Source organism: Streptomyces sp. XH2 (assembly GCF_049725035.1).
Classification (GTDB): domain Bacteria; phylum Actinomycetota; class Actinomycetes; order Streptomycetales; family Streptomycetaceae; genus Streptomyces; species Streptomyces roseoverticillatus.
Genome location: NZ_JBMMMZ010000007.1, coordinates 207,459 through 228,171, shown reverse-complemented (window position 1 = coordinate 228,171; position 20,713 = coordinate 207,459). Strand labels below are relative to the sequence as shown.

The 20,713-nt window shown below is 74.0% G+C and carries 15 protein-coding genes; 11 read left to right on the top strand and 4 right to left on the bottom strand.

What is annotated here, in order from left to right; all coding sequences use genetic code 11:
• The first annotated feature begins 64 nt into the window (after positions 1-64).
• Positions 65-1,060 (top strand): aldo/keto reductase, encoded by a 996-nt coding sequence (locus ACOTKD_RS16210; protein ID WP_424889646.1) that lies wholly within the window; start codon positions 65-67, stop codon positions 1,058-1,060.
• 157 nt (positions 1,061-1,217) lie between these two features.
• On the opposite strand, the gene ACOTKD_RS16205 is transcribed toward ACOTKD_RS16210, so the two are convergent.
• Together ACOTKD_RS16205 and ACOTKD_RS16200 are read right to left on the bottom strand one after the other, a co-directional pair.
• On the bottom strand, positions 1,218-1,904 hold the full coding sequence (locus ACOTKD_RS16205; protein WP_424889645.1) for a GDSL-type esterase/lipase family protein: 687 nt from the start codon (positions 1,902-1,904) through the stop codon (positions 1,218-1,220).
• 246 nt (positions 1,905-2,150) lie between these two features.
• Positions 2,151-2,465, bottom strand: coding sequence for a hypothetical protein (locus tag ACOTKD_RS16200; RefSeq protein ID WP_424889644.1), 315 nt, complete (start codon positions 2,463-2,465; stop codon positions 2,151-2,153).
• Positions 2,466-2,737: 272 nt separating this feature from the next.
• Here ACOTKD_RS16200 and ACOTKD_RS16195 point away from each other — a divergent pair, with 272 nt between their 5' ends.
• Positions 2,738-3,823, top strand: a complete 1,086-nt coding sequence (locus ACOTKD_RS16195) for a hypothetical protein (protein ID WP_424889643.1) — start codon at positions 2,738-2,740, stop codon at positions 3,821-3,823.
• Between the two features lie 322 nt (positions 3,824-4,145).
• Here the strand turns inward: ACOTKD_RS16195 and serC are convergent, their stop codons facing one another.
• Complete coding sequence (serC, locus tag ACOTKD_RS16190) at positions 4,146-5,264, bottom strand: phosphoserine transaminase (protein ID WP_424889642.1); 1,119 nt, start codon at positions 5,262-5,264, stop codon at positions 4,146-4,148.
• Between the two features lie 90 nt (positions 5,265-5,354).
• Between serC and ACOTKD_RS16185 the strand changes: the two genes are divergently transcribed.
• From ACOTKD_RS16185 to ACOTKD_RS16155, 7 genes are all read left to right on the top strand, one after another.
• Positions 5,355-8,636, top strand: coding sequence for an FAD-binding and (Fe-S)-binding domain-containing protein (locus ACOTKD_RS16185; protein WP_424889641.1), 3,282 nt, complete (start codon positions 5,355-5,357; stop codon positions 8,634-8,636).
• Positions 8,637-8,840: 204 nt separating this feature from the next.
• Positions 8,841-10,541 (top strand): acyclic terpene utilization AtuA family protein, encoded by a 1,701-nt coding sequence (locus tag ACOTKD_RS16180; protein WP_424889843.1) that lies wholly within the window; start codon positions 8,841-8,843, stop codon positions 10,539-10,541.
• Between the two features lie 22 nt (positions 10,542-10,563).
• The gene (locus ACOTKD_RS16175; RefSeq protein ID WP_424889640.1) at positions 10,564-12,162 is read left to right on the top strand and encodes an acyl-CoA carboxylase subunit beta; all 1,599 of its coding nucleotides are present in this window, start codon (positions 10,564-10,566) and stop codon (positions 12,160-12,162) included.
• Between the two features lie 18 nt (positions 12,163-12,180).
• Positions 12,181-14,121, top strand: a complete 1,941-nt coding sequence (locus tag ACOTKD_RS16170; RefSeq protein ID WP_424889639.1) for an acetyl/propionyl/methylcrotonyl-CoA carboxylase subunit alpha — start codon at positions 12,181-12,183, stop codon at positions 14,119-14,121.
• Positions 14,118-15,275, top strand: a complete 1,158-nt coding sequence (locus ACOTKD_RS16165) for an acyl-CoA dehydrogenase family protein (RefSeq protein ID WP_424889638.1) — start codon at positions 14,118-14,120, stop codon at positions 15,273-15,275. Before ACOTKD_RS16170 ends, ACOTKD_RS16165 begins: the two co-directional genes overlap by 4 nt.
• Positions 15,276-15,290: 15 nt before the next feature.
• Entirely contained in the window at positions 15,291-16,019 is a 729-nt protein-coding gene (locus ACOTKD_RS16160; RefSeq protein WP_424889637.1) for an enoyl-CoA hydratase family protein, read from the top strand.
• Positions 16,007-16,606 carry a TetR/AcrR family transcriptional regulator gene (locus ACOTKD_RS16155; protein ID WP_424889636.1) on the top strand — a complete coding sequence of 200 codons (600 nt, stop codon included), beginning with the start codon at positions 16,007-16,009 and terminating at the stop codon, positions 16,604-16,606. Before ACOTKD_RS16160 ends, ACOTKD_RS16155 begins: the two co-directional genes overlap by 13 nt.
• A gap of 42 nt (positions 16,607-16,648) precedes the next feature.
• Here the strand turns inward: ACOTKD_RS16155 and ACOTKD_RS16150 are convergent, their stop codons facing one another.
• Positions 16,649-17,767, bottom strand: coding sequence for a citrate synthase 2 (locus ACOTKD_RS16150; protein WP_424889635.1), 1,119 nt, complete (start codon positions 17,765-17,767; stop codon positions 16,649-16,651).
• A 461-nt stretch (positions 17,768-18,228) separates the two neighbouring features.
• Here ACOTKD_RS16150 and pdxH point away from each other — a divergent pair, with 461 nt between their 5' ends.
• A complete protein-coding gene (gene pdxH, locus ACOTKD_RS16145) occupies positions 18,229-18,861 on the top strand; it encodes a pyridoxamine 5'-phosphate oxidase (RefSeq protein WP_424889842.1) in 633 nt (210 codons plus the stop codon).
• Between the two features lie 387 nt (positions 18,862-19,248).
• A complete protein-coding gene (locus tag ACOTKD_RS16140) occupies positions 19,249-20,709 on the top strand; it encodes a PAS domain-containing protein (protein ID WP_424889634.1) in 1,461 nt (486 codons plus the stop codon).
• Positions 20,710-20,713: the final 4 nt, after the last annotated feature.

Sequence of the window (20,713 nt, the reverse complement as noted above, 5' to 3'; positions counted from 1 at the left end):
GTGCGGGCTCAAGCCCCGGGTCGCTCTTGCCTTGAGCGCGCTCAAGGGCGTTGGCTAGGGCGCCATGGAGTACACGCAGCTCGGACGCACAGGCCTCAAGGTCAGCCGGCTCGTCCTCGGCACCATGAACTTCGGCCCGCAGACCGACGAAGCCGGCAGCCACGCCATCATGGACGCCGCGCTCGGCGCGGGCGTCAACTTCTTCGACACCGCCAACGTCTACGGCTGGGGTGACGACAAGGGCCGGACCGAGGAGATCATCGGGACCTGGTTCGCCAAGGGCGGCGGCCGCCGCGACAAGGTCGTCATCGCCACCAAGGTCTTCGGCAACATGGGCCCGGACGGCGCCGACTGGCCGAACCACGACCGCCTGTCCGCCGTGAACATCCGGCGCGCCGTCGACGAGAGCCTCAAGCGGCTGCGGACCGACCACATCGACCTCTACCAGTTCCACCACGTCGACCGGGCGACGCCGTGGGACGAGATCTGGCAGGCGATCGACGTCCTCGTCCAGCAGGGCAAGATCGTCTACGCGGGCTCCTCCAACCACGCCGGCTGGCACATCGCCCAGGCCAACGAGGCCGCCCGGCGGCGCGGCTCGCTCGGGCTCGTCAGCGAGCAGTGCCTGTACAACCTGGCCGAGCGGCGCGCCGAGATGGAGGTCATCCCGGCCGCCGAGGGCTACGGCCTGGGCGTCATCCCCTGGTCGCCGCTGCACGGAGGGCTGCTCGGCGGCGTCATCCGCAAGGAACGGGAGGGCGGCAGCGCCCGCGCGGCGTCCGGGCGGTCGGCGGACGCGCTCGCGAACACCAAGGTCCGCGAGCAGGTGCAGGCTTACGAGGACCTGCTCGACAAGCACGGCCTGCAGCCGGGCGAGGTGGCCCTCGCCTGGCTGCTCACCCGGCCCGGAGTGACCGGTCCGATCGTCGGCCCGCGCACGGCCGACCAGCTCGCGTCGGCGCTGCGCGCCGTGGAGCTGGAGCTTTCCGCCGAGCTTCTCGGCCAGTTGGACGAGATCTTCCCGGGACCGGGGGCTTCGCCGGAGGCGTTCGCTTGGTGAGGGCCTGAGCGAGGAGGCGCGCCGGTGCCCTGCCCATGCGTACGGGCAGGGCACCGGCGCGCGGCCGCGGGCCCTGTGCGGCTGGTCGCGCCCACGCGGCGGAGCCGCAGATCCGGCACCGCCCCGCACCTCTCATGGGGCGCGGTGCCCCAGCGGGCTAGGCCGCCGGTTCGTACGCCCCGCCCACATCCCACGCCTGGTGCAGCGCGTCCGCGAAGGCGGCGGCCAGGCGGTGTTCGCCGGCCGCGTTGGGGTGCGTGCCGTCGTACGTGTCGCGGTCCATGTCCCAGCCGTCCGGGCGGGACGCGAGGAGCAGCGGTGAGCCGGGGGTGCCGAGGTCGGCGACGGTCTTGCCGAGGAGTTCGTTGAAGCGCTCGCACTCGGCGGCGAACGGCGGGTCGTTGTTGGCCCGGACGTTGCGGATGACGGGCATCAGCACGACCCGTACGCGCGGGTTGGCGGCGCGCGCCTCGGCGATGAAGCGGCGCACGTTCCCGGCCGTCTGCTCGGCGTTGGTGTAGAAGCCGAGGTCGATGAGGCCGAGGGAGACGAGCAGGGTGTCGGCGCGGCCGGCCCGGACCGCGTCCCCGACGAGCGGGGCCATGTGCAGCCAGCCCTCGCCCCAGCCGGCGAGGTGCGCGCGGGCGCGCTCGGGGAAGTCCGGTGCGCCGTAGGCGTACGAGACGGGCGCGTCGGCGGCCGGGTCGTACAGCTCGCGGCGCGGGCCGACGATCTTGTACGGGCCGCCGTACGTCGCGTTGAGGTGCTGCCACATGCGGTAGCGCCATGTGAGGTCACCGGCGCTACCGATGGTCATCGAGTCGCCGACGAACATGATCCGCATGTGCACATCATCGCGGATGGTGGGGCGGGCGGGGCGCAGGAGGGTCGGGTACGGGGCCGGCGCGCCGCCGTGGATTTCCGTTCCGCTTTTGCCGGGGAGTGTGAACGGAGTATTTCGCCGGGCGCGGTCATGAAATGCGGAAATGTGGTTGACGGGGCGGTCCGGAAAAGCGGAGGATCCGCCCCGCCGGCGTTCCGGCGGGGCGGAGTCATCACCTCGATCCGGTCGCGGTGCGACCGGGGGCGGTCAGGGGCTGTCCGTGTGGCCGTAGCTGACGATCCGGCCGTGGCCGGAGCAGTCCCCTCTGAAGATCCAGTAGCCCGTGCCCACCCAGGCGCCGTACAGCACCGTGCCGTCGGAACAGCGGGTCCACGACTGGGACTTGCCGTAGTCGACGCGGCAGTTGGCCGTCCACACGGTCCCGTTGTTGCGGTAGCTGTCGCAGGACGAGACGTGCGGCGCCGGTGCGGCCGAGGCGGCCGTGGCTCCCACCAGACCGGTGCCGGCCGCCATGATCGAACCCACGGCTGCGTAGGCCAGGCGGCGCTTGATGCGCTTCATTGATTTTCCTCCCTGGAACTGATTGCCGTTCGGTCGGAAACCTATACGGGTCGACTGCGTACGGCAGTGCGGGAATTCGCCAATGCGTTCTTTTCTGTGGACGGTTTTCGGCCGCTCGGTTGGCGAATACTTTTCGCGTTCGCCGGGTCGTCCGGAGTGCGGTGCAGATCAGCGAGGCGCGCGGGATAGGGGGAGTGTCGAGTTCCGGGCGGGTGGGGCGGGGCGGCGGTGCACGCACCCGTGGCACCGGCCCGGATGGCACGCTTGGATCCATGCGTCCACGCCCGTTCCCCGCCGCACGTGCCGCCCTCGCAGCCGCCGCGCTGACCGTGCTGGCCGTGCCCGCCGTGCTGACCGCCGGCCCGGCCCTGGCCGACGACGGCGCCGCGCGGCCGGCCGCCGGTGCCTCCGCTTCCGCCTCGTCCCCCTCGTCCGCTTCGGGCTTCACCATCGAGGACCCCCGGATCAAGGAGTCCAGCGGCCTCGCGGCCAGCCGCACCCACCCCGGCGTGTACTGGACGCACAACGACAGCGGTGACGGCGCGTACGTCTACGCCGTCGACAGCAGCACCGGCCGCACGGTCGCCACCGTCACCCTCGCCGGGGTCGAGCCGCGCGACGTCGAGGCCATCTCCATCGGACCGGACGGCAGCATCTACCTCGGCGACATCGGCGACAACTTCGGCGGCCGCTGGCCGGAGGTGTGGATCTACCGCTTCCCCGAGCCGAAGACCCTTGAGGACACCACCCTCACCCCCACCCGCTACACCGTCCGCTACGACGACGGCCCGCGCGACGCCGAGTCGCTGATGGTGCATCCCAAGACCGGGCGCGTGTACATCGTCAGCAAGAAGCGCTCGGGCAAGGGCGCCCTGTACGAGGCGCCGGAGCGGCTCTCCGCGTCCGGCGTCAACGTCTTCCGGCGGACCGCCGACATCAACCTGTGGGCCACGGACGGCGCGTTCTCCCCCGACGGCACCCGGCTCGTCGTCCGCGGCTACTTCGACGCCCGCGAGTACCGCTGGCAGGACGGCCGCCCCCAGGAGATCGGCAGCCCGGCCGTACCGCTGCAGCGCCAGGGCGAGTCGGTCACCTTCACGGCGGACGGCCGGGCCCTGATGTACGGCTCGGAGGGCAAGCGCAGCACGGTGCAGCCGGTCACCCTGGAGGGCGACCTGCTGCCGGACTCGGTGCCCAAGCGGGCCGACGACGCGAAGAACGGCGACGGCGGCTCCCGGGCGTCGTCCGGCAGCGGCACGGGCGACGGCAACCGCACCCTGTTCATCGGCGCGGGCGCCCTCGCCGTGGCCGCGGGCGCGGCGGTGGGCCTGCGACGGCTGCTGCGCCGCCGCGACTGACGCTGCGGTTGCCGCTGCGCTGTGCGTGGCGGGAATCCGGCGTGGGGTTGTTCGGCACCGCCGGTATGCGCCGTTTCGGTTGCGCGCCGTTGCGGCGGGGGTTTCCTGCCTGCGGCAGGGACTGCGGGTGCGCGGGGCGCAGGGACCGGCTTTCTTCTGCCGCCGCAGCGGCGGATCACCACCGCGGCGGGGGTTTCCTGCCTGAGGCATGCGCTCCGGGGCCGGCCCGGTAACTCCCGGCGGATCACCACCGCGGCGCGGCCCGGTGGTGCATGGCCGCGCCGCGGTGGTCGTCAGGCTCGGTCCCCGGAGGGACCGTCCGTCAGAGCTGTTCGATCACGTAGTCGACGCAGGCCGTCAGGGCCTCGACGTCGGACGGTTCGATCGCCGGGAACATCGCGATGCGCAGCTGGTTGCGGCCGAGCTTGCGGTACGGCTCGGTGTCGACGATGCCGTTGGCGCGGAGGACCTTGGCGACGGCCGCCGCGTCCACGTCGTCCGTGAAGTCGATCGTGCCGATGACGGCCGACCGCTTCGCCGGGTCGGCCACGAACGGGCTCGCGTGCTTGGAGGCCTCGGCCCAGCCGTAGAGCGTGCGGGCGGAGGTCGCGGTGCGGCGGACCGCCCAGTCCAGGCCGCCCTGGCCGTTCAGCCACTCCAGCTGCTGGTTCAGCAGGAAGAGGGTGGAGAGGGCCGGGGTGTTGTACGTCTGGTTCTTGAGGGAGTTGTCGATCGCGGTCGGCAGGGAGAAGAACTCGGGAACGTGCCGCCCCGACGCGTGGACGCGCGCCGCGCGCTCCAGCGCCGCGGGGGAGAAGACCGCGAGCCACAGGCCGCCGTCGGAGGCGAAGGACTTCTGCGGGGCGAAGTAGTAGACGTCGGTCTCGGCGATGTCGACGGGCAGGCCGCCCGCGCCGGACGTGGCGTCGACCAGCACGAGCGCGCCCTCGTCGGCGCCCTCGACGCGCCGGATCGGCGCGGCGACGCCGGTGGAGGTCTCGTTGTGGGTGAGGGCGTAGACGTCGGCGCCGGCCTCCGCCTTCGGCTCCGGGTGGGTGCCGGGCTCGGAGGAGATGACGGTCGGCTCGGCCAGCCACGGCGCGAGCTTCGCGGCCTTCGCGAACTTGGAGGAGAACTCGCCGAAGGAGAGGTGCTGCGACTTGTTCTCGATCAGGCCGTGCGTCGCGACGTCCCAGAAGGCGGTGGAGCCGCCGTTGCCGAGGATCACCTCGTAGCCGTCGGGCAGGGAGAAGAGCGCGCGCACGCCGTCGCGCACCGAGCCGACCAGGTTCTTGACCGGGGCCTGGCGGTGGGACGTGCCGAGCAGAGAGGTTCCGGTGGCAGCCAGCGCGGCGAGCGCCTCCGTACGCACCTTGGACGGGCCCGCGCCGAAGCGACCATCGGCGGGCTTGATGTCAGCGGGGATCTGGATATCAGCCACGGAGGCAGCCTAGTCCGTGCGGAGTTTCCGATCAGTAAAACGTCCGTTCGGTGAGACGGGGACGGGCGGGGGCTGTGCAGTATGGGAGGTATGGCTGATCTTGTGGAGAGTGACGCTGACGGTGGCGGCGGTGGCGGCGATGGCGGCGAAGGCGGCGAAGGCCGCCGAAGCGGTGGCGGCGGCGTAGGCCGCGGGGACCGCGAGGCACTGCGCGGGGAGCTGGCCGCCGCCCTCCGGAAGGACGTGCGCGGCGACGTCCGCTTCGGGGCCGCCGACCGGGCCCTCGCGACCATGGACGCCTCGAACTACCGGCGCGTGCCCCTGGGCGTGGTCGCCCCGCGCGACGCCGGGGACGTGGCGGCCGCGCTCGCCGTCTGCCGTGCGCACGGCGTGCCGGTCGTCGCCCGCGGCGGCGGCACCTCGATCGCCGGCCAGGCCACGGGCGAGGGCGTGGTGCTCGACTTCACCCGCCACATGAACGCGATCACGGCGATCGACCCGGAAGCCCGTACGGCCGTCGTCCAGCCCGGCGTCGTCCTCGACGCGCTCCGGGACGCGGCGGGCGCGCACGGCCTGACGTTCGGCCCCGACCCGTCCACGCACGCCCGCTGCACGCTCGGCGGCATGATCGGCAACAACGCGTGCGGCGCGCACTCCGTGGCCTGGGGCACGACGGCCGACAACGTGCACGCGCTGGACGTCCTCACCTACGCGGGCGAGCGGGCCCGGCTCGGACAGGGGTGGGAGGGGCTGCCCGAACGGCTCGCCGAAGGCCTCCGCGACTTGGTCGGCAGCGAGTTGGCGGCCCTGCGCACCCGCTTCCCCGGCCTTCCGCGCCGCATCTCCGGCTACGCGCTGGACGCCCTGCTGCCGGAGCGGCGCACCGACGTGGCCCGTGCCTTCACCGGCGGCGAAGGCACGCTCGGGGTGCTGACGGAGGCGACCGTACGGCTCGTGGAGGCGCCGCGGGCCCGCGCGTTGGCCGTGCTGGCGTACGCGGACGAGAGCGCCGCCGCGGACGCCGCCCACCTGCTCCTGCCGCACGGGCCGCTGACCGTCGAGGGCATGGCCGCCGACCTCGTGGGCCGCGCGGCGGCGGCCGGACTGCCCGAGGGCGCGGCGTGGCTGTTCGCCGAGACGGGCGGGGCCACGGCCGCCGAGGCCCGTGCGCGCGCCGAAGAGCTCGTACGGGCCGCCGCACCGGCGACCACCGGCGCCGTGGTGGTCACCGGCGCGGCCGGGCAGCGCGCCCTGTGGCGCGTCCGGGACGACGCCGCCGGCACCGCCACCCGCATGCCCGACGGCACCGAGGCCTGGCCCGGCTGGGAGGACTGCGCCGTCCCGCCCGCCCGCCTCGGCGCCTACCTGCGCGACTTCCGCGCCCTCCTGCGCCGCCACGGCCTGCACGGCGCGCCCTACGGCCACTTCGGCGACGGCTGCATCCACGTCCGCATCGACTTCGACCTGCTGAGCGCGGACGGGGTGCGGCGCTTCCGGGACTTCTCCGGCGAGGCCGCGGAACTGGTCGTCGCCCACGGCGGATCCCTGTCCGGCGAGCACGGCGACGGGCAGGCGCGGGCCGAGCTCCTGCCGAAGATGTACGGGACGGACGTCGTCCGGCTCTTCGAGCGCTTCAAGGACCTCTGGGACCCCGACGGCGGCCTCAACCCCGGCATGCTCGTACGGCCCTACGCGCTGGACGAGAACCTCCGCTTCGACGTGCTGCCGCGGCGGCCGCTGCCGGTGGTCTTCGGCTACGCGGACGACGACGGCGACTTCGCGGGCGCGGTGCGGCGGTGCGTGGGCGTGGCCAAGTGCCGTGAGACGGCGACCGGCGGGGCGGGCGTGATGTGCCCGTCGTACCGGGTGACGCGCGAGGAACAGCACTCCACGCGCGGCCGCGCCCGGCTCCTGCACGAGATGCTGGCCGGCGAGGTCGTCACGGACGGCTGGCGCTCGGAGGAGGTCCGCGGCGCGCTGGACCTGTGCCTGGCCTGCAAGGGCTGCCGCAGCGACTGCCCCGTCGGCGTCGACATGGCCACGTACAAGGCGGAGTTCCTCCACCACCACTACGCGGGCCGGCCGCGGCCCGCCGCGCACTACGCGATGGGGTGGCTGCCGCTGTGGCTGCGAGGGGTCGCGGCGGTTCGCAGGGCGCCGGTCGTCAACCGGTTGACCGCCGCCGGCCCGCTGGCCGCGGCCGCGAAGCGGCTCGGGGGGATCGCGCCGGAGCGGTCGATCCCACGGCTCGCGAACGAGTCGTTCGTGCGCTGGTGGGCCGAGCGGGGGCACGCCGGGCCGGCCCCGGCGGCCTCACGGACGGGGGTCGGTCCGGCCGGCGGGGCTCCTGCGGGCGGTGGGCCGGCGGCCGGCGAGGCGCCGGCTCCCCGGCGGGGCCCGGCGGCTTCCCCAGGGCGGGGCGGCGGCGGTCCTTCTACTGGTGGGCCGTCCGGATCCGGGGAACGCGGCTCGTCATCCGGCGGCGGTGGCCCCGCCGGCAGCCGGCCCGGTTCCGGGGGCCGCGGTTCCTCGTCCGGCGGCGCCGGCCACTTCGGCGGTGGCGCCACCGCCGACCGGCCCGGTTCCGGGGAACGCGCGGGCGGGCGGGAAGACGGCCGCGCCGGAGGCGCGGACCTCGTGCTGTGGCCCGACACCTTCACCAACCACCTCTCCCCGGAGGTCGGCCGGGCCGCGGTGACGGTGCTGGAGAGCGCCGGGCTCCGTATCGCCGTCCCGCCGAAGGCGCCCTGCTGCGGCCTGACATGGATCTCCACCGGCCAGCTCCACCGCGCCCGCCGCACCCTGCGCCGCACCCTCGATCTGATGGCCCCCGCCCTCGACGCCGGCCTCCCCGTCACCGTCCTGGAGCCCAGCTGCGCCGCTTCCCTCCGCACCGACCTCCCCGAACTGCTCCCCGACGACCCGCGCGCCCGCCAACTCGCCGGGAATATCCGTACGTTCGCCCAGGTCCTCGAAGAACTGGCCCCGCACTGGCAGCCGCCCCGCCTGGACCGTCCCGTGGCCGGGCAGACCCACTGCCACCAGCACGCCGTCCTCGGCGACGCCGCCGAGCGCCGCCTGCGCGAACGCGCCGGCCTGGTGGGCGAGCTGAGCGGCGGGTGCTGCGGCCTGGCGGGCAACTTCGGCTTCGAGAAAGGGCATTACGAGGTGTCCGTGGCCTGCGCGGAGGAGCAGCTGCTGCCTTCCCTCCGAGCGGCCCGGCACGGCGGCGCGGCAGCCGAGATCCTCGCCGACGGGTTCTCCTGCCGCACGCAGATCGCCCAGCTCGCGGGCGACGGCCCCCGCGCGCGCCACCTCGCGGAGCTCCTCGCGGAGGCGCTCCGTACCGGACCACAACTGGCCGAAAAATAAAGGCAAGCACGCTTGATTGTTTTTATTCGCACTGACACGCTCTCTCCGTCCTGACACGACCCCCCGAGGGAGCGGCCCCCAGTGACAGACCCCTCCTTCCCCTTACGGACGAGCTCCCTGCCGACGAGCCCCCTACGGACGAGCCCCTTACGGATCGGCAACGCCTCCGGCTTCTACGGCGACCGCTTCGACGCCTTCCGCGAGATGCTGACCGGCGGCCCCCTCGACGTCCTCACCGGCGACTACCTCGCCGAGCTCACCCTGCTCATCCTCGGCCGCGACCGCCTCAAGGACCCCTCCCGCGGCTACGCGAAGACCTTCCTCGGCCAGCTGGAGGAAGGACTCGGCCTCGCCGCCGACCGCGGCGTGAAGATCGTCACCAACGCGGGCGGGCTCAACCCCGGCGGCCTCGCGGAGGCGATCCGCGCCCTCGCCCGCCGCGTCGGCGCCGACGTCCGCGTCGCCCACGTCGAGGGCGACGACCTGCTGCGCGAGCCCGGGCGCGACTGGGGCCCGGAGGTCCTCACCGCCAACGCCTACCTCGGCGGTGCCGGCATCGCCGCCTGCCTGCGCGCGGGCGCGGACGTCGTCGTCACCGGGCGCGTCACCGACGCCGCCCTCGTCACCGGCCCCGCCGCCGCGCACTTCGGCTGGCTCGCCGAGGACCTGGACCGGCTCGCGGGCGCCGTCGTCGCCGGGCACGTCCTGGAGTGCGGCACGCAGGCCACCGGCGGCAACTACTCCTTCTTCACCGAGCACCTCACCGAGCACCTCACCGAGCACTTCACCCAGCGCTTCACCGACCACGGCACCGGGAACCCCGCGGGGGAGGGCGCCTTCCGGCCCGGCTTCCCCATCGCCGAGATCCACCCCGACGGCTCGGCCGTCATCACCAAGCACCCCGGCACGGGCGGCGCCGTCACCGTCGGCACGGTCACGGCCCAGCTCCTCTACGAGACGGGCGGCCCCCGCTACCTGGGACCCGACGTGACCGCCCGGCTGGACACCGTCCGGCTCACGGACGACGGCCCCGACCGCGTGCGGATCAGCGGCGTCCGCGGGGAGGCCCCGCCGCCGACGCTCAAGGTGGGGCTCACACGGGTGGGCGGCTGGCGCAACGAGGTCGTGTTCGTGCTCACCGGCCTCGACATCGAGGCCAAGGCCCGCCTCGCACGCGTGCAGATGGAGGACGCCCTGGCCGGGCGCCGGCCCGCGGAGGTCCGGTGGACCCTCGCCCGGACGGATCACGCCGACGCGGACGTGCAGGAGGAGGCGAGCGCGTTCCTCCGCCTGGCCGTGCGCGACCCCGACCCGGAGGCGGTCGGCCGCGCCGTCAGCGGGGCGGCCGTCGAGCTGGCCCTGGCCGGCTACCCCGGATTCCACCTGACCGCGCCGCCCGGCCCGGGCTCCCCGTACGGCGTGTTCGCGTCCGCGTCCGTGGACGCGTACGCCGTCCGGCACACCGCCGTGCTGCCGGACGGGACGCGCCTGCGGGTGCCCGCGGCTCCGGTGGCGGCCGAGGAGCCGGACCCCGTCGAGCCGGCCGCGCTCCCCGCCCCGCTGCCGCCCGGGCCCGTCCGCCGCGCCCCCCTCGGGCTCGTCGCGGGGGCGCGCAGCGGCGACAAGGGCGGCTCGGCGAACGTGGGCGTGTGGGTCCGGTCGGACGCGGCGTGGCGGTGGCTCGCCCACGAGCTCACCGGCTCCCGCTTCAGGCAGCTCCTGCCCGAGACCGCCCGGCTGCCCGTCGCGCGGCACGCGTACCCCGGGCTGCGCGCCCTCAACTTCACCGTCGAGGGGCTGCTCGGCGCAGGCGTCGCCTCCCAGGCCCGTTTCGACCCGCAGGCCAAGGCGCTGGGGGAGTGGCTGCGCTCCCGGCACGTGGACATACCGGAGGTCTTGTTGTGACGGTGCTGCCGGAGGAGCTGCTGTGACGGTGCTGTCGTCCCGACTCGATGTGGCCGGCGCCGATTACGCCGCGAACCGGGCGTCCATGCTGGAGCGGCTCGCCGCCGTCGAGGCCGAGCACGCGCGGGCGCTCGCGGGCGGTGGGGAAAAGTACGTCACCCGGCACCGGGCGCGGGGCAAACTCCTCGCCCGCGAGCGCGTGGAACTCCTCATCGACCCCGACACGCCGTTCCTGGAACTGTCGCCGCTCGCGGGCTGGGGCAGCGACTACGCGGTCGGCGCGTCGATCGTCACCGGGATCGGTGTCGTCGAGGGCGTCGAATGCGTCATCACCGCCAACGACCCGACCGTGCGGGGCGGCGCCAGCAACCCCTGGACGCTGAAGAAGGCCCTGCGGGCGAACGAGATCGCGTTCGCCAACCGGCTGCCGGTCGTCTCGCTCGTCGAGTCCGGCGGTGCCGACCTGCCCAGCCAGAAGGAGATCTTCATCCCGGGAGGCGGGCTGTTCCGGGATCTGACACGGCTGTCGGCCGCCGGTGTGCCGACGGTGGCCGTCGTCTTCGGCAACTCGACGGCCGGTGGTGCGTACGTCCCCGGCATGTCGGATCACGTGATCATGGTGAAGGAGCAGGCGAAGGTCTTCCTCGGCGGACCGCCGCTCGTGAAGATGGCCACCGGTGAGGAGAGCGACGACGAGTCGCTGGGCGGGGCGGAGATGCACGCCTCGGTGTCCGGCCTCGCCGATCACTTCGCCGTGGACGAGCGGGACGCGCTGCGGCTCGCGCGGCGGGTGGTGGCCCGGCTCGGCTGGCGCAAGGCCCACCCCGATCCGGCCCCCGCCGAGCCGCCGCTGTACGGCGAGGACGAGCTCCTCGGTGCGGTCCCGGCCGATCTGAAGGTTCCCTTCGATCCCCGCGAGGTCATCGCACGTGTCGTGGACGGGTCCGACTTCGACGAGGTCAAGGCCCGGTACGGGAGCAGCCTGGTGGTGGGCTGGGCCCGTCTCCACGGGTATCCCGTGGGGATCCTCGCCAACGCGCAGGGCGTGCTGTTCAGCGAGGAGTCGCAGAAGGCCGCGCAGTTCATCCAGCTCGCCAACCAGCGTGACGTGCCGCTGCTCTTCCTGCACAACACCACGGGATACATGGTGGGGCAGCAGTACGAGCAGGGCGGCATCATCAAGCACGGCGCGATGATGATCAACGCGGTGGCGAACTCCCGCGTGCCCCACCTTTCGGTCCTCATGGGCGCCTCGTACGGGGCCGGGCACTACGGCATGTGCGGGCGCGCCTTCGACCCGCGGTTCCTGTTCGCCTGGCCCGGCGCCAAGTCGGCCGTCATGGGGCCGCAGCAGCTGGCCGGCGTGCTGTCCATCGTCGCCCGGCAGTCCGCGGCGGCCAGGGGCCGGCCGTACGACGACGAAGCCGACGCGGCGCTGCGGGAGATGGTCGAGCGGCAGATCGAGTCCGAGTCGCTCGCGATGTTCCTCTCCGGGCGGCTCTACGACGACGGCGTCATCGATCCGCGCGACACGCGGACCGTGCTGGGGATGTGCCTGTCCGCGATCCACTCGGCGCCGGTCGAGGGCGTGCGGGGCGGGTTCGGCGTCTTTCGGATGTGAAGGATTCGGGGTGGGCTGATGATCGAGTCACTGCTGGTCGCCAACCGGGGTGAGATCGCTTGCCGTGTCTTCCGCACGTGCCGGCAGCTGGGCATCGCCTCCGTGGCCGTCCACTCGGACGCCGATGCCGGAGCGCTGCACGTCCGGGAGGCGGACGTGGCGGTGCGGCTGCCGGGGAACGCCGCCGCGGACACGTACCTGCGGGGGGACCTGGTGGTGCGGGCCGCGCTCGCCGCGGGCGCGGACGCCGTGCACCCGGGGTACGGATTCCTCTCCGAGAACGCGGAGTTCGCGCGGGCCGTCATCGACGCGGGGCTGGTGTGGATCGGGCCGCCGCCCTCCGTGATCGAGGCCATGGCCTCGAAGACGCGCGCCAAGCGGATCATGGCGGAGGCGGGGGTCCCGGTGCTGGTCGCGGGGGAGCCGCCGCTGATCGTCAAGGCGGCGGCGGGCGGCGGCGGGCGGGGGATGCGGGTCGTCCGCGACCTCGCCGCGCTCGACGCCGAGATCGCCTCCGCCCGCGCCGAGGCCATGGCCGCCTTCGGGGACGACGAGGTGTTCGTCGAACCGTACGTGGAGGGCGGGCGGCACGTGGAGGTGCAGATCCTGGCCGACGCACACGGTGCGGTGCGGGCGCTGGGCACGCGGGACTGCTCGCTGCAGCGGCGCCACCAGAAGGTGATCGAGGAGGCGCCGGCGCCCGGACTGGGCGCGGGCCCGGCCGAGGAGCTGACCGGGGCGGCGGTCGCCGCGGCGCGGGCGGTCGGGTACGTGGGGGCGGGGACGGTGGAGTTCCTCGTGACGCCGGACGGGCGGCCGTTCTTCCTGGAGATGAACACGCGGCTGCAGGTGGAGCATCCGGTGACGGAGGCGGTGTACGGGGTGGATCTCGTGGCGCTGCAGATCCGGGTGGCGGAGGGGGCGGCGCTGGATTCCGCGGTGCCGGTGCCGGTGCCGGTGGGGCATGCGGTCGAGGCCCGGTTGTACGCGGAGGATCCGGGGGCGGGGTGGCGGCCGCAGGTGGGGGTGGTGCGGGAGCTGTCGGTGGGGGGCCGGGCCCGGGGGCTCCGAGGCGGGGGTCCGGGGCCGTCCGAAGGCGCGGGATACGTCCGCGTGGACACGGGGTTCGGGCCGGGTGACACCGTCACGTCTCACTACGACCCGCTCCTGGCGAAGGTCGTCGCCTGGGCCCCCACCCGGCCGGAGGCGATCCGCCTGCTGGCCCGCACGCTGGAGCGCGCCCGCATCCACGGCCCGGTGACCAACCGCGATCTCCTCGTACGCTCCCTTCGGCACGAGGAATTCGCCGGTGCGCGGATGGACACCGCCTTCTACGAACGGCACTTGGCCGAGCTGACCGCCCCGCGCGGCGAGGGCGCCGCGATCGCCGCGCTGGCCGCGGCCCTCGCGGACGCGCAAGGCCGCTCCCGTTTCGGCGGCTGGCGCAACCTCCCCTCCCAGCCTCAGGAGAAGCGCTACCGCTCCGTACCGGACGGCGAGGAGCACACCGTGCGGTACCGCCTCACCCGGCACGGCCTGGAGGCCGGAGACGGAGTCCGTCTGGTGGAGGCGGCTCGTACCCACGTGGTGCTGGAGGCGGGCGGCCTCCGTGCCCGCTACGACGTCTCCGACTACGGCGACCGCATCCACGTCGACGGACCGTCCGGCGCCCACGCCTTCACCCCCTTGCCCCGCTTCCCCGACCCCGCCGCCGCGCCCGCCGACCCCGGGTCCCTGCTGGCCCCCATGCCCGGCACCGTCGTCCGCCTCGCGGAAGGGGTCGCCGAGGGGTGCGCCGTCAAGGCCGGCCAGGACCTGCTGTGGCTGGAGGCCATGAAGATGGAGCACCGCATCGTCTCGCCGTCCACCGGCACGCTCACCGCCCTGCACGCCGTCCCCGGCCGTCAGGTCGAGGTCGGGTCCCTGCTCGCCGTCGTCACCGAGGAGCCGACGCCATGAGCTTCACCGAATCCCAGGACCACCGCGACCTGCGCGCCGCCGTCACCGCGCTCGGCAAGCGCTACGGGCGCGACTACGTCACCGAGGTCGTCCGCGACGGCCAGTACCCCGACGAACTGTGGGCCGAGGCCGGAGAGCTCGGCTACCTCGGCGTGAACCTTCCCGAGGAGTACGGGGGCGGCGGGCGCGGCATGGCCGAGCTCGCCATCGTCCTGGAAGAGCTCGGCGCCGCGGGCTGCCCCCTGCTGATGATGGTCGTCTCGCCGGCCATCTGCGGCACCGTCATCGCCCGCTTCGGCACCGAGGCGCAGAAGCGGAAGTGGCTTCCCGGCATCGCCGCCGGGACGTACCGGATGGCCTTCGGCATCACCGAGCCGGAGGCGGGGTCCAATTCCCACCGCATCACGACGACCGCGCGGAGGGAGGGCGACGGGTGGGTGCTCACCGGCCGCAAGGTCTTCATCTCGGGTGTGGACATCGCGGACGCGACGCTGATCGTGGGCCGTACGGAGGACGGGCGTACGGGGAAGCTCAAACCCTGTTTGTTCGTCGTGGAGAGGGACGCCCCGGGCTTTCTGAAGGCTGCCATTCCGATGGAACTGGCCGCGCCGGAAAAGCAGTTCGAGCTCACCTTCGATCAGGTGCGGCTGCCCGCCGACGCTCTTGTCGGCGACGAGGACGCCGGGCTCCTCCAGCTCTTCGCCGGCCTCAACCCCGAACGCGTCATGACCGCCGCCTTCGCCCTCGGCATGGCCCGCCACGCCCTCGCCCGCGCCGTCGGCTACGCCCGTACGCGCACCGTCTGGCGCGAGCCCATCGGCGCGCACCAGGCCATCGCGCATCCCCTGGCCCAGTCCCACATCGAGATCGAGCTCGCCCGGCTGATGATGCTCAAGGCGGCCCATCTCTACGACGCGGGCGACGACATGGGCGCGGGCGAGGCGGCCAACATGGCCAAGTACGCCGCCGCCGACGCCGCCGTCCGGGCCGTCGACCGGGCCGTGCACACCCTCGGCGGCAACGGCCTGGCGAGCGAGTACGGGCTGGCCCCCCTGCTCACCGCGGTGCGGGTGGCGCGGATCGCCCCGGTCAGCCGGGAGATGATCCTCAACTACGTGTCGCACACGACGCTGGGCCTCCCCAAGTCGTACTGAGAAAGGTGGCTTTCCATGACGCTGGTCCGCCGCTCCTCCGAGCACGGCATCACCACCCTGACCCTGGACTCCCCGCACAACCGCAACGCCCTGTCGTCCCGGCTCGTCGCCGAACTGCTGGAAGCGCTTGAGGCGGTGGGGCAGGACGTGGGGACGCGTGCCGTTCTGCTGACCCATACCGGCAACACCTTCTGTTCCGGGGCCGATCTGACAGAGGCGGGCGCGGACGGGCCGCAGGCCCTCGTACGGCTGATGCGCGCCGTGGTCGAGCTGGGCAAGCCGGTCGTGGCGCGGGTGGACGGCCACGCGCGCGCCGGAGGCCTGGGGCTGCTGGGCGCCTGTGACATCTCCGTGGCGGGGGAGGCGGCCACGTTCGCCTTCACCGAGGCCCGGCTCGGGCTCGCGCCCGCGGTGATATCGCTGCCGCTGCTGCCGCGCCTCGACGCGCGTGCCGCGTCTCGCTACTACCTGACCGGCGAGCGGTTCGGGGCCGCCGAGGCCGTACGGATCGGGCTCGTCACGGCCGGGGAGCGGGAGCTGGAGGCGATCCTGGACGGGCTGCGGCGCGGCTCGCCCCAGGGCCTCGCCGCGTCGAAGGCCCTGGCCACGGCCGATGTGCGGCGGGCCTTCGACCGCGACGCGGAGGCTCTCACCGCCCTGTCCGCCCGGCTCTTCGCCTCCTCCGAGGCCCGTGAGGGCATGACCGCCTTCCTGGAGCGCAGGGAGCCGGTATGGGACCGCTGAGCCTCCCCAAGCAGGACCGCAGCCGCGCCACGCGGCAGCGGCTCCTGGAGGCGGCGGTCGCCTGCCTCGCCGAGCGCGGGTGGGCCGGGTCGACGGTCTCCGTCGTCGCCGAGCGCGCCGGCGTCTCGCGCGGGGCCGCCCAGCACCACTTCCGCACGCGCGAGGAACTCTTCACGGCGGCCGTCGCATACGTCGCCGAACAGCGGTCGGCGGCCGCACGCGGCCTGCTGCCCCAGGTGCGGCTGATCACCGGCCCGGCCCGTACGCAGATGGCCGTCGGCCAGCTCGTGGACCTGTGCACGGGCCCGCTGTTCCGCGCCGCCCTGCACCTGTGGGTGGCCGCCGCGAACGACGCGGCGCTGCGGGTTCCGGTCACCGAACTGGAGGCGCGCGTCGGCCGCGAGGTGCACCGCATGGCGGTGGAGCTCCTCGGCGCCGACGAGCGCCGCCCCGGCGTCCGCGAAACCGTCCAGGGCTTCCTCGACATGTGCCGCGGCCTGGGCCTCGCGACCCTCCTCACCGACGACAGCGCCCGGCGCGAACGCCTGGTGAGCCACTGGACGGCGGTCCTCGGCGACCTGCTGTGACGGCGCGTACGGGCGGTCGCACGACCGCCCGTACACAGCTGGTCAGCCCCCGACCGCCGCCTTGCCCGTGATGTCGGCGAAGCCGTCGACCTCGCGCGGGTCGCGCGGGCCCGGGCCCACGTAGCGGGCCGAGGGGCGGACCAGGCGGCCCGTGCGCTTCTGCTCCAGGATGTGCGCGCTCCAGCCGGCCGTGCGGGCGCAGGTGAACATCGACGTGAACATGTGCGCCGGGACCTCGGCGAAGTCCAGGACGATGGCCGCCCAGAACTCGACGTTCGTGGCGAGGACACGGTCCGGGCGGCGGTTGTGGAGCTCCTCCAGGGCCGCCTTCTCCAGCGCCTCGGCGACCTCGTAGCGCGGAGCGGCCAGCTCGCGGGCCGTGCGGCGCAGGACGCGGGCGCGCGGGTCCTCAGCGCGGTAGACGCGGTGGCCGAAGCCCATGAGGCGCTCGCCGTTGTCCAGGGCGCGCTTGACGTACGCCACCGCGTCGCCCGTGCGCTCGATCTCCTCGATCATGCCGAGGACGCGGGACGGCGCGCCGCCGTGCAGCGGGCCGGACATGGCGCCGACCGCGCCGGACAGCGCCGCGGCCACGTCCGCGCCGGTGGAGGCGATGACGCGGGCCGTGAACGTGGAGGCGTTCATGCCGTGCTCGGCGGCGGACGTCCAGTAGGCGTCGACGGCCTTGACGTGCCGGGGGTCGGGCTCCCCGCGCCAGCGCTTCATGAAGCGCTCGACGACGGTCTCCGCCTTGTCGATCTCGCGCTGCGGCACCATCGGCAGGCCCTGCCCGCGCGCCGACTGGGCGACGTAGGAGAGGGCCATGACGGCGGCGCGGGCGAGGTTGTCGCGGGCGGTGGCCTCGTCGATGTCGAGGAGGGGCTTGAGGCCCCACACGGGGGCGAGCATCGCGAGCGCGGACTGGACGTCGACGCGGATGTCACCCGAGTGGACGGGGATCGGGAAGGGCTCGGCGGGCGGCAGGCCGGGGTTGAACGAGCCGTCGACCAGCAGGCCCCAGACGTTGCCGAAGGACACCTGGCCGACCAGGTCCTCGATGTCGACGCCTCGGTAGCGGAGGGAGCCGCCTTCCTTGTCGGGTTCGGCGATCTCCGTCTCGAACGCGACGACTCCTTCGAGTCCGGGTACGAAGTCGGACATCAGGCGGCTCCTCGTGACGTGTGCGACAGCTGGGGCGCGAGGCCCGGTCGGGCGCGGCTGCTGCCTGTCCCTGGTGCGGTCCGCGGTCCGTGCGTCGCTGCGTACGGCCTTGCGGGTCCGTCGTCGGTCAACCGGGTCATGCCCCGTGCGGCGGGTCTTCACCCGGTTCCGCGCCCGGACCCCTGACGGGCGGGCTCGTTCCGGATTCCGGCCGGAAACGATAGCCGGTGATGTGCGGGTACCACAGCTTCCCGCCCTGCGATTTTGGGGGGTTCGCCACATGCGGCGAAAGGTGATGTCCGGCACAGTGGGGGTTTTGCCCGCGGGAGGGTTACGGAGGGCCGCCGGAGGGCAGGTACATCTGCTGATCGGGGTGCGCCTGCTGACAGGATGGGCCCGTGACCCACGCCGACGAGTTCCCCGCCCCCGAGTTCCACGGCGGCGCGCTGGACGCCGCCGCCATGCGCGAGCAGTACGGCTCCGAAGGCCTCTCGGAGGCGGACCTCGCCCCCGATCCGTACGAGCAGTTCGCCATCTGGTTCGCCGAGGTGTTCGCCGCGGGGCTGCGGGAGCCCAACGCCATGGTCGTCTCCACGGCCGACCCCGACGGCCGGCCCAGCTCCCGGACCGTGCTCCTCAAGGCCTACGACCACCACGGCTTCGTCTTCTACACCAACTACGGCTCCCGCAAGGCCGCCGACCTCGCGCGCAACCCGTACGTCTCGCTGCTGTTCCCCTGGCACCCGATCGGCCGTCAGGTCATCGTCGCCGGCACGGCCGAGCGCGTGGACCCGGCGGAGACGGCCGTCTACTTCCACTCGCGGCCGCGCGGCTCGCAGCTGGGCGCGTGGGCGAGCGCGCAGTCGGCCGTCGTGTCGTCGCGCGAGGAGATCGACGCCGCCTACGAGCGGCTGCTGGCCCGCTATCCGGAAGGGGAGCCGGTGCCCGTGCCGACGGGCTGGGGCGGCTATCGCGTGACCGCGGAGAGCGTGGAGTTCTGGCAGGGGCGCGAGAACAGGCTGCACGACCGGCTGCGGTACGTGCGGGAGGGCGGCGAAGGCGAGGCGTGGCGGGTGGAGCGGCTCAGCCCGTAAGGCTCGTAAGGCCCGTAAAGCCCGTGAGGCCGGGAAGGCCCGTAAGGCGATAAAGCGATAAAGCAGACGATCCGTGGGCCGGTTACCGACGCGCCCTGGGGAGCGGCGGTGCCGAGCGGACGACTCGGCGGCCCACGGACCGGGTGACTGCTTGGGATTGGCCGGCGCGTCCCCCAGCTGCAGTCTGGGAGGACCGGCGTTGCGCTTGGCGCGACGACGGGCGCTAGCCCGCAGTCACCTCACGCGTCCGGAATGAAACCATGTCCCGAACCACCTCCCTTCTCGTGTGCGCACCACCCTAGGAAGCGCGCGGGTGAGCGACAACCGAATTTCCGGTGGGCAACGATTTCCCCGAAGACGGTGTGGTGCCCATCACGGTCGAGTTGAATGACCCGTCGTGCAGGACATGCAGACGCGTCCAGCTGGGGGTACCTCGTGACCGCACCACACAAGTCAGGCCCTGCCCGCCCGGCGATCCCGGCGCCCGGTGCCGGGGAAGCCGCGGGCGGCGCCGAGCGCGCCTCCGAACGCGCCTCCGACAGCGACGACTCCGGCCTCCTCGCGGCGCTCCTCGACGGCATGGACACCGCGCTGTGCGCCTTCGACGCCGACGGCACGGTCACCCACTGGAACCGCGAGGCCGAACGGATACTGGGCTGGACCGCGGCGGAGGCCGTCGGCCGGCAGGGCCTGGCCGGCTGGGCGGTGCGGCCCGCGGACGCCGCCGAGGTCGCGGCCCGGCTGGACGGGGCGATGGCGGCCCCCGGGCGGCACGTCCACGAGTTCGCGCTGCTGACCAAGGACGGCGGGCGGGTGCTGGTCCGCACCCAGCTGTCGGCCGTGCCGGGCGCGGGCGAGCGGCCCGCCGGGGTGTACTGCGCCTTCAGCGAGGTCCACACCCAGATCGACCTGGAGCGCTCCATCGCGCTCAGCGAGGCCCTCTTCGGGGACGCGTCGTGGGGCGTCGTCCTCGTCGACGCCGACCTGCGGCCCGCCCTCGCCAACGCCCACGCCGCACGGGCCCTGCGCACGGGCCGCACCGCGCTCCTCGGCCGCCCGCTCGGCGAACTGCTGGAGCAGGGCGTGGAAGAGGTCGAGGGCGCCCTCCAGCACGTCCTCGCGGCGGGCGCCCCGCCCGCCCCCACCGACCTGTGGGTGACCCTCCGCGACCAGGGCGGCGCCCCGCCCGAGCGCCGCTGCTGGCGCAGCGGCTTCGTACGGCTGGCCTCGCCGCTCGCCGAGGAACCGGTGCCGCTGGGCGTGGCCTGGCTGTTCCTGGACGTCACCACCGCCCGCCTCACCGAGCAGGACAGCGCCCGGCTGCGCTTCCGCGCCAGCCAGCTGCACCGGGCCGGGCGGGCCGTCGCCGAGTGCGAGGACCCCATGGAAGCGGCCTCCCTCTACCTCGACTTCGCCCTCGCCGGCTTCGCCGACCACGCCCTGATCGACCTGCTCCCCGAGCCGCAGCCCGCCCCCGACTCCCCGGTCCGGCTGATCAGGGCCACCGCCACGCCCGCCGGCACGCCGGGCCCCTGCCCGGCGACGGGCCGCGGCGGCCTCCCGGTGCCGTACCCGGACGGCCACCCCGCCCTCCAGGCCGTCGAGCGCTGCGGCTCGGTCCGCGCGGCCTCCGACTGCACCGAGACCTGGGCCACCGCCCGCAAGTGGCCCGAGGGCACCGTGCACGCCCTCGCCACGGCCCTCCGCAGCCGCGGCCGGACGCTCGGCGCGGTCACCTTCCTCCGCGGCCCGTCCCGCCGCCCGTTCGACCGCTCGGACGCGACGTACGCGGAGGACATCGCGTGCCGGGTGGCGGCGTCGATCGACCTGGCGGGACCGGCGCGGTAGGGCC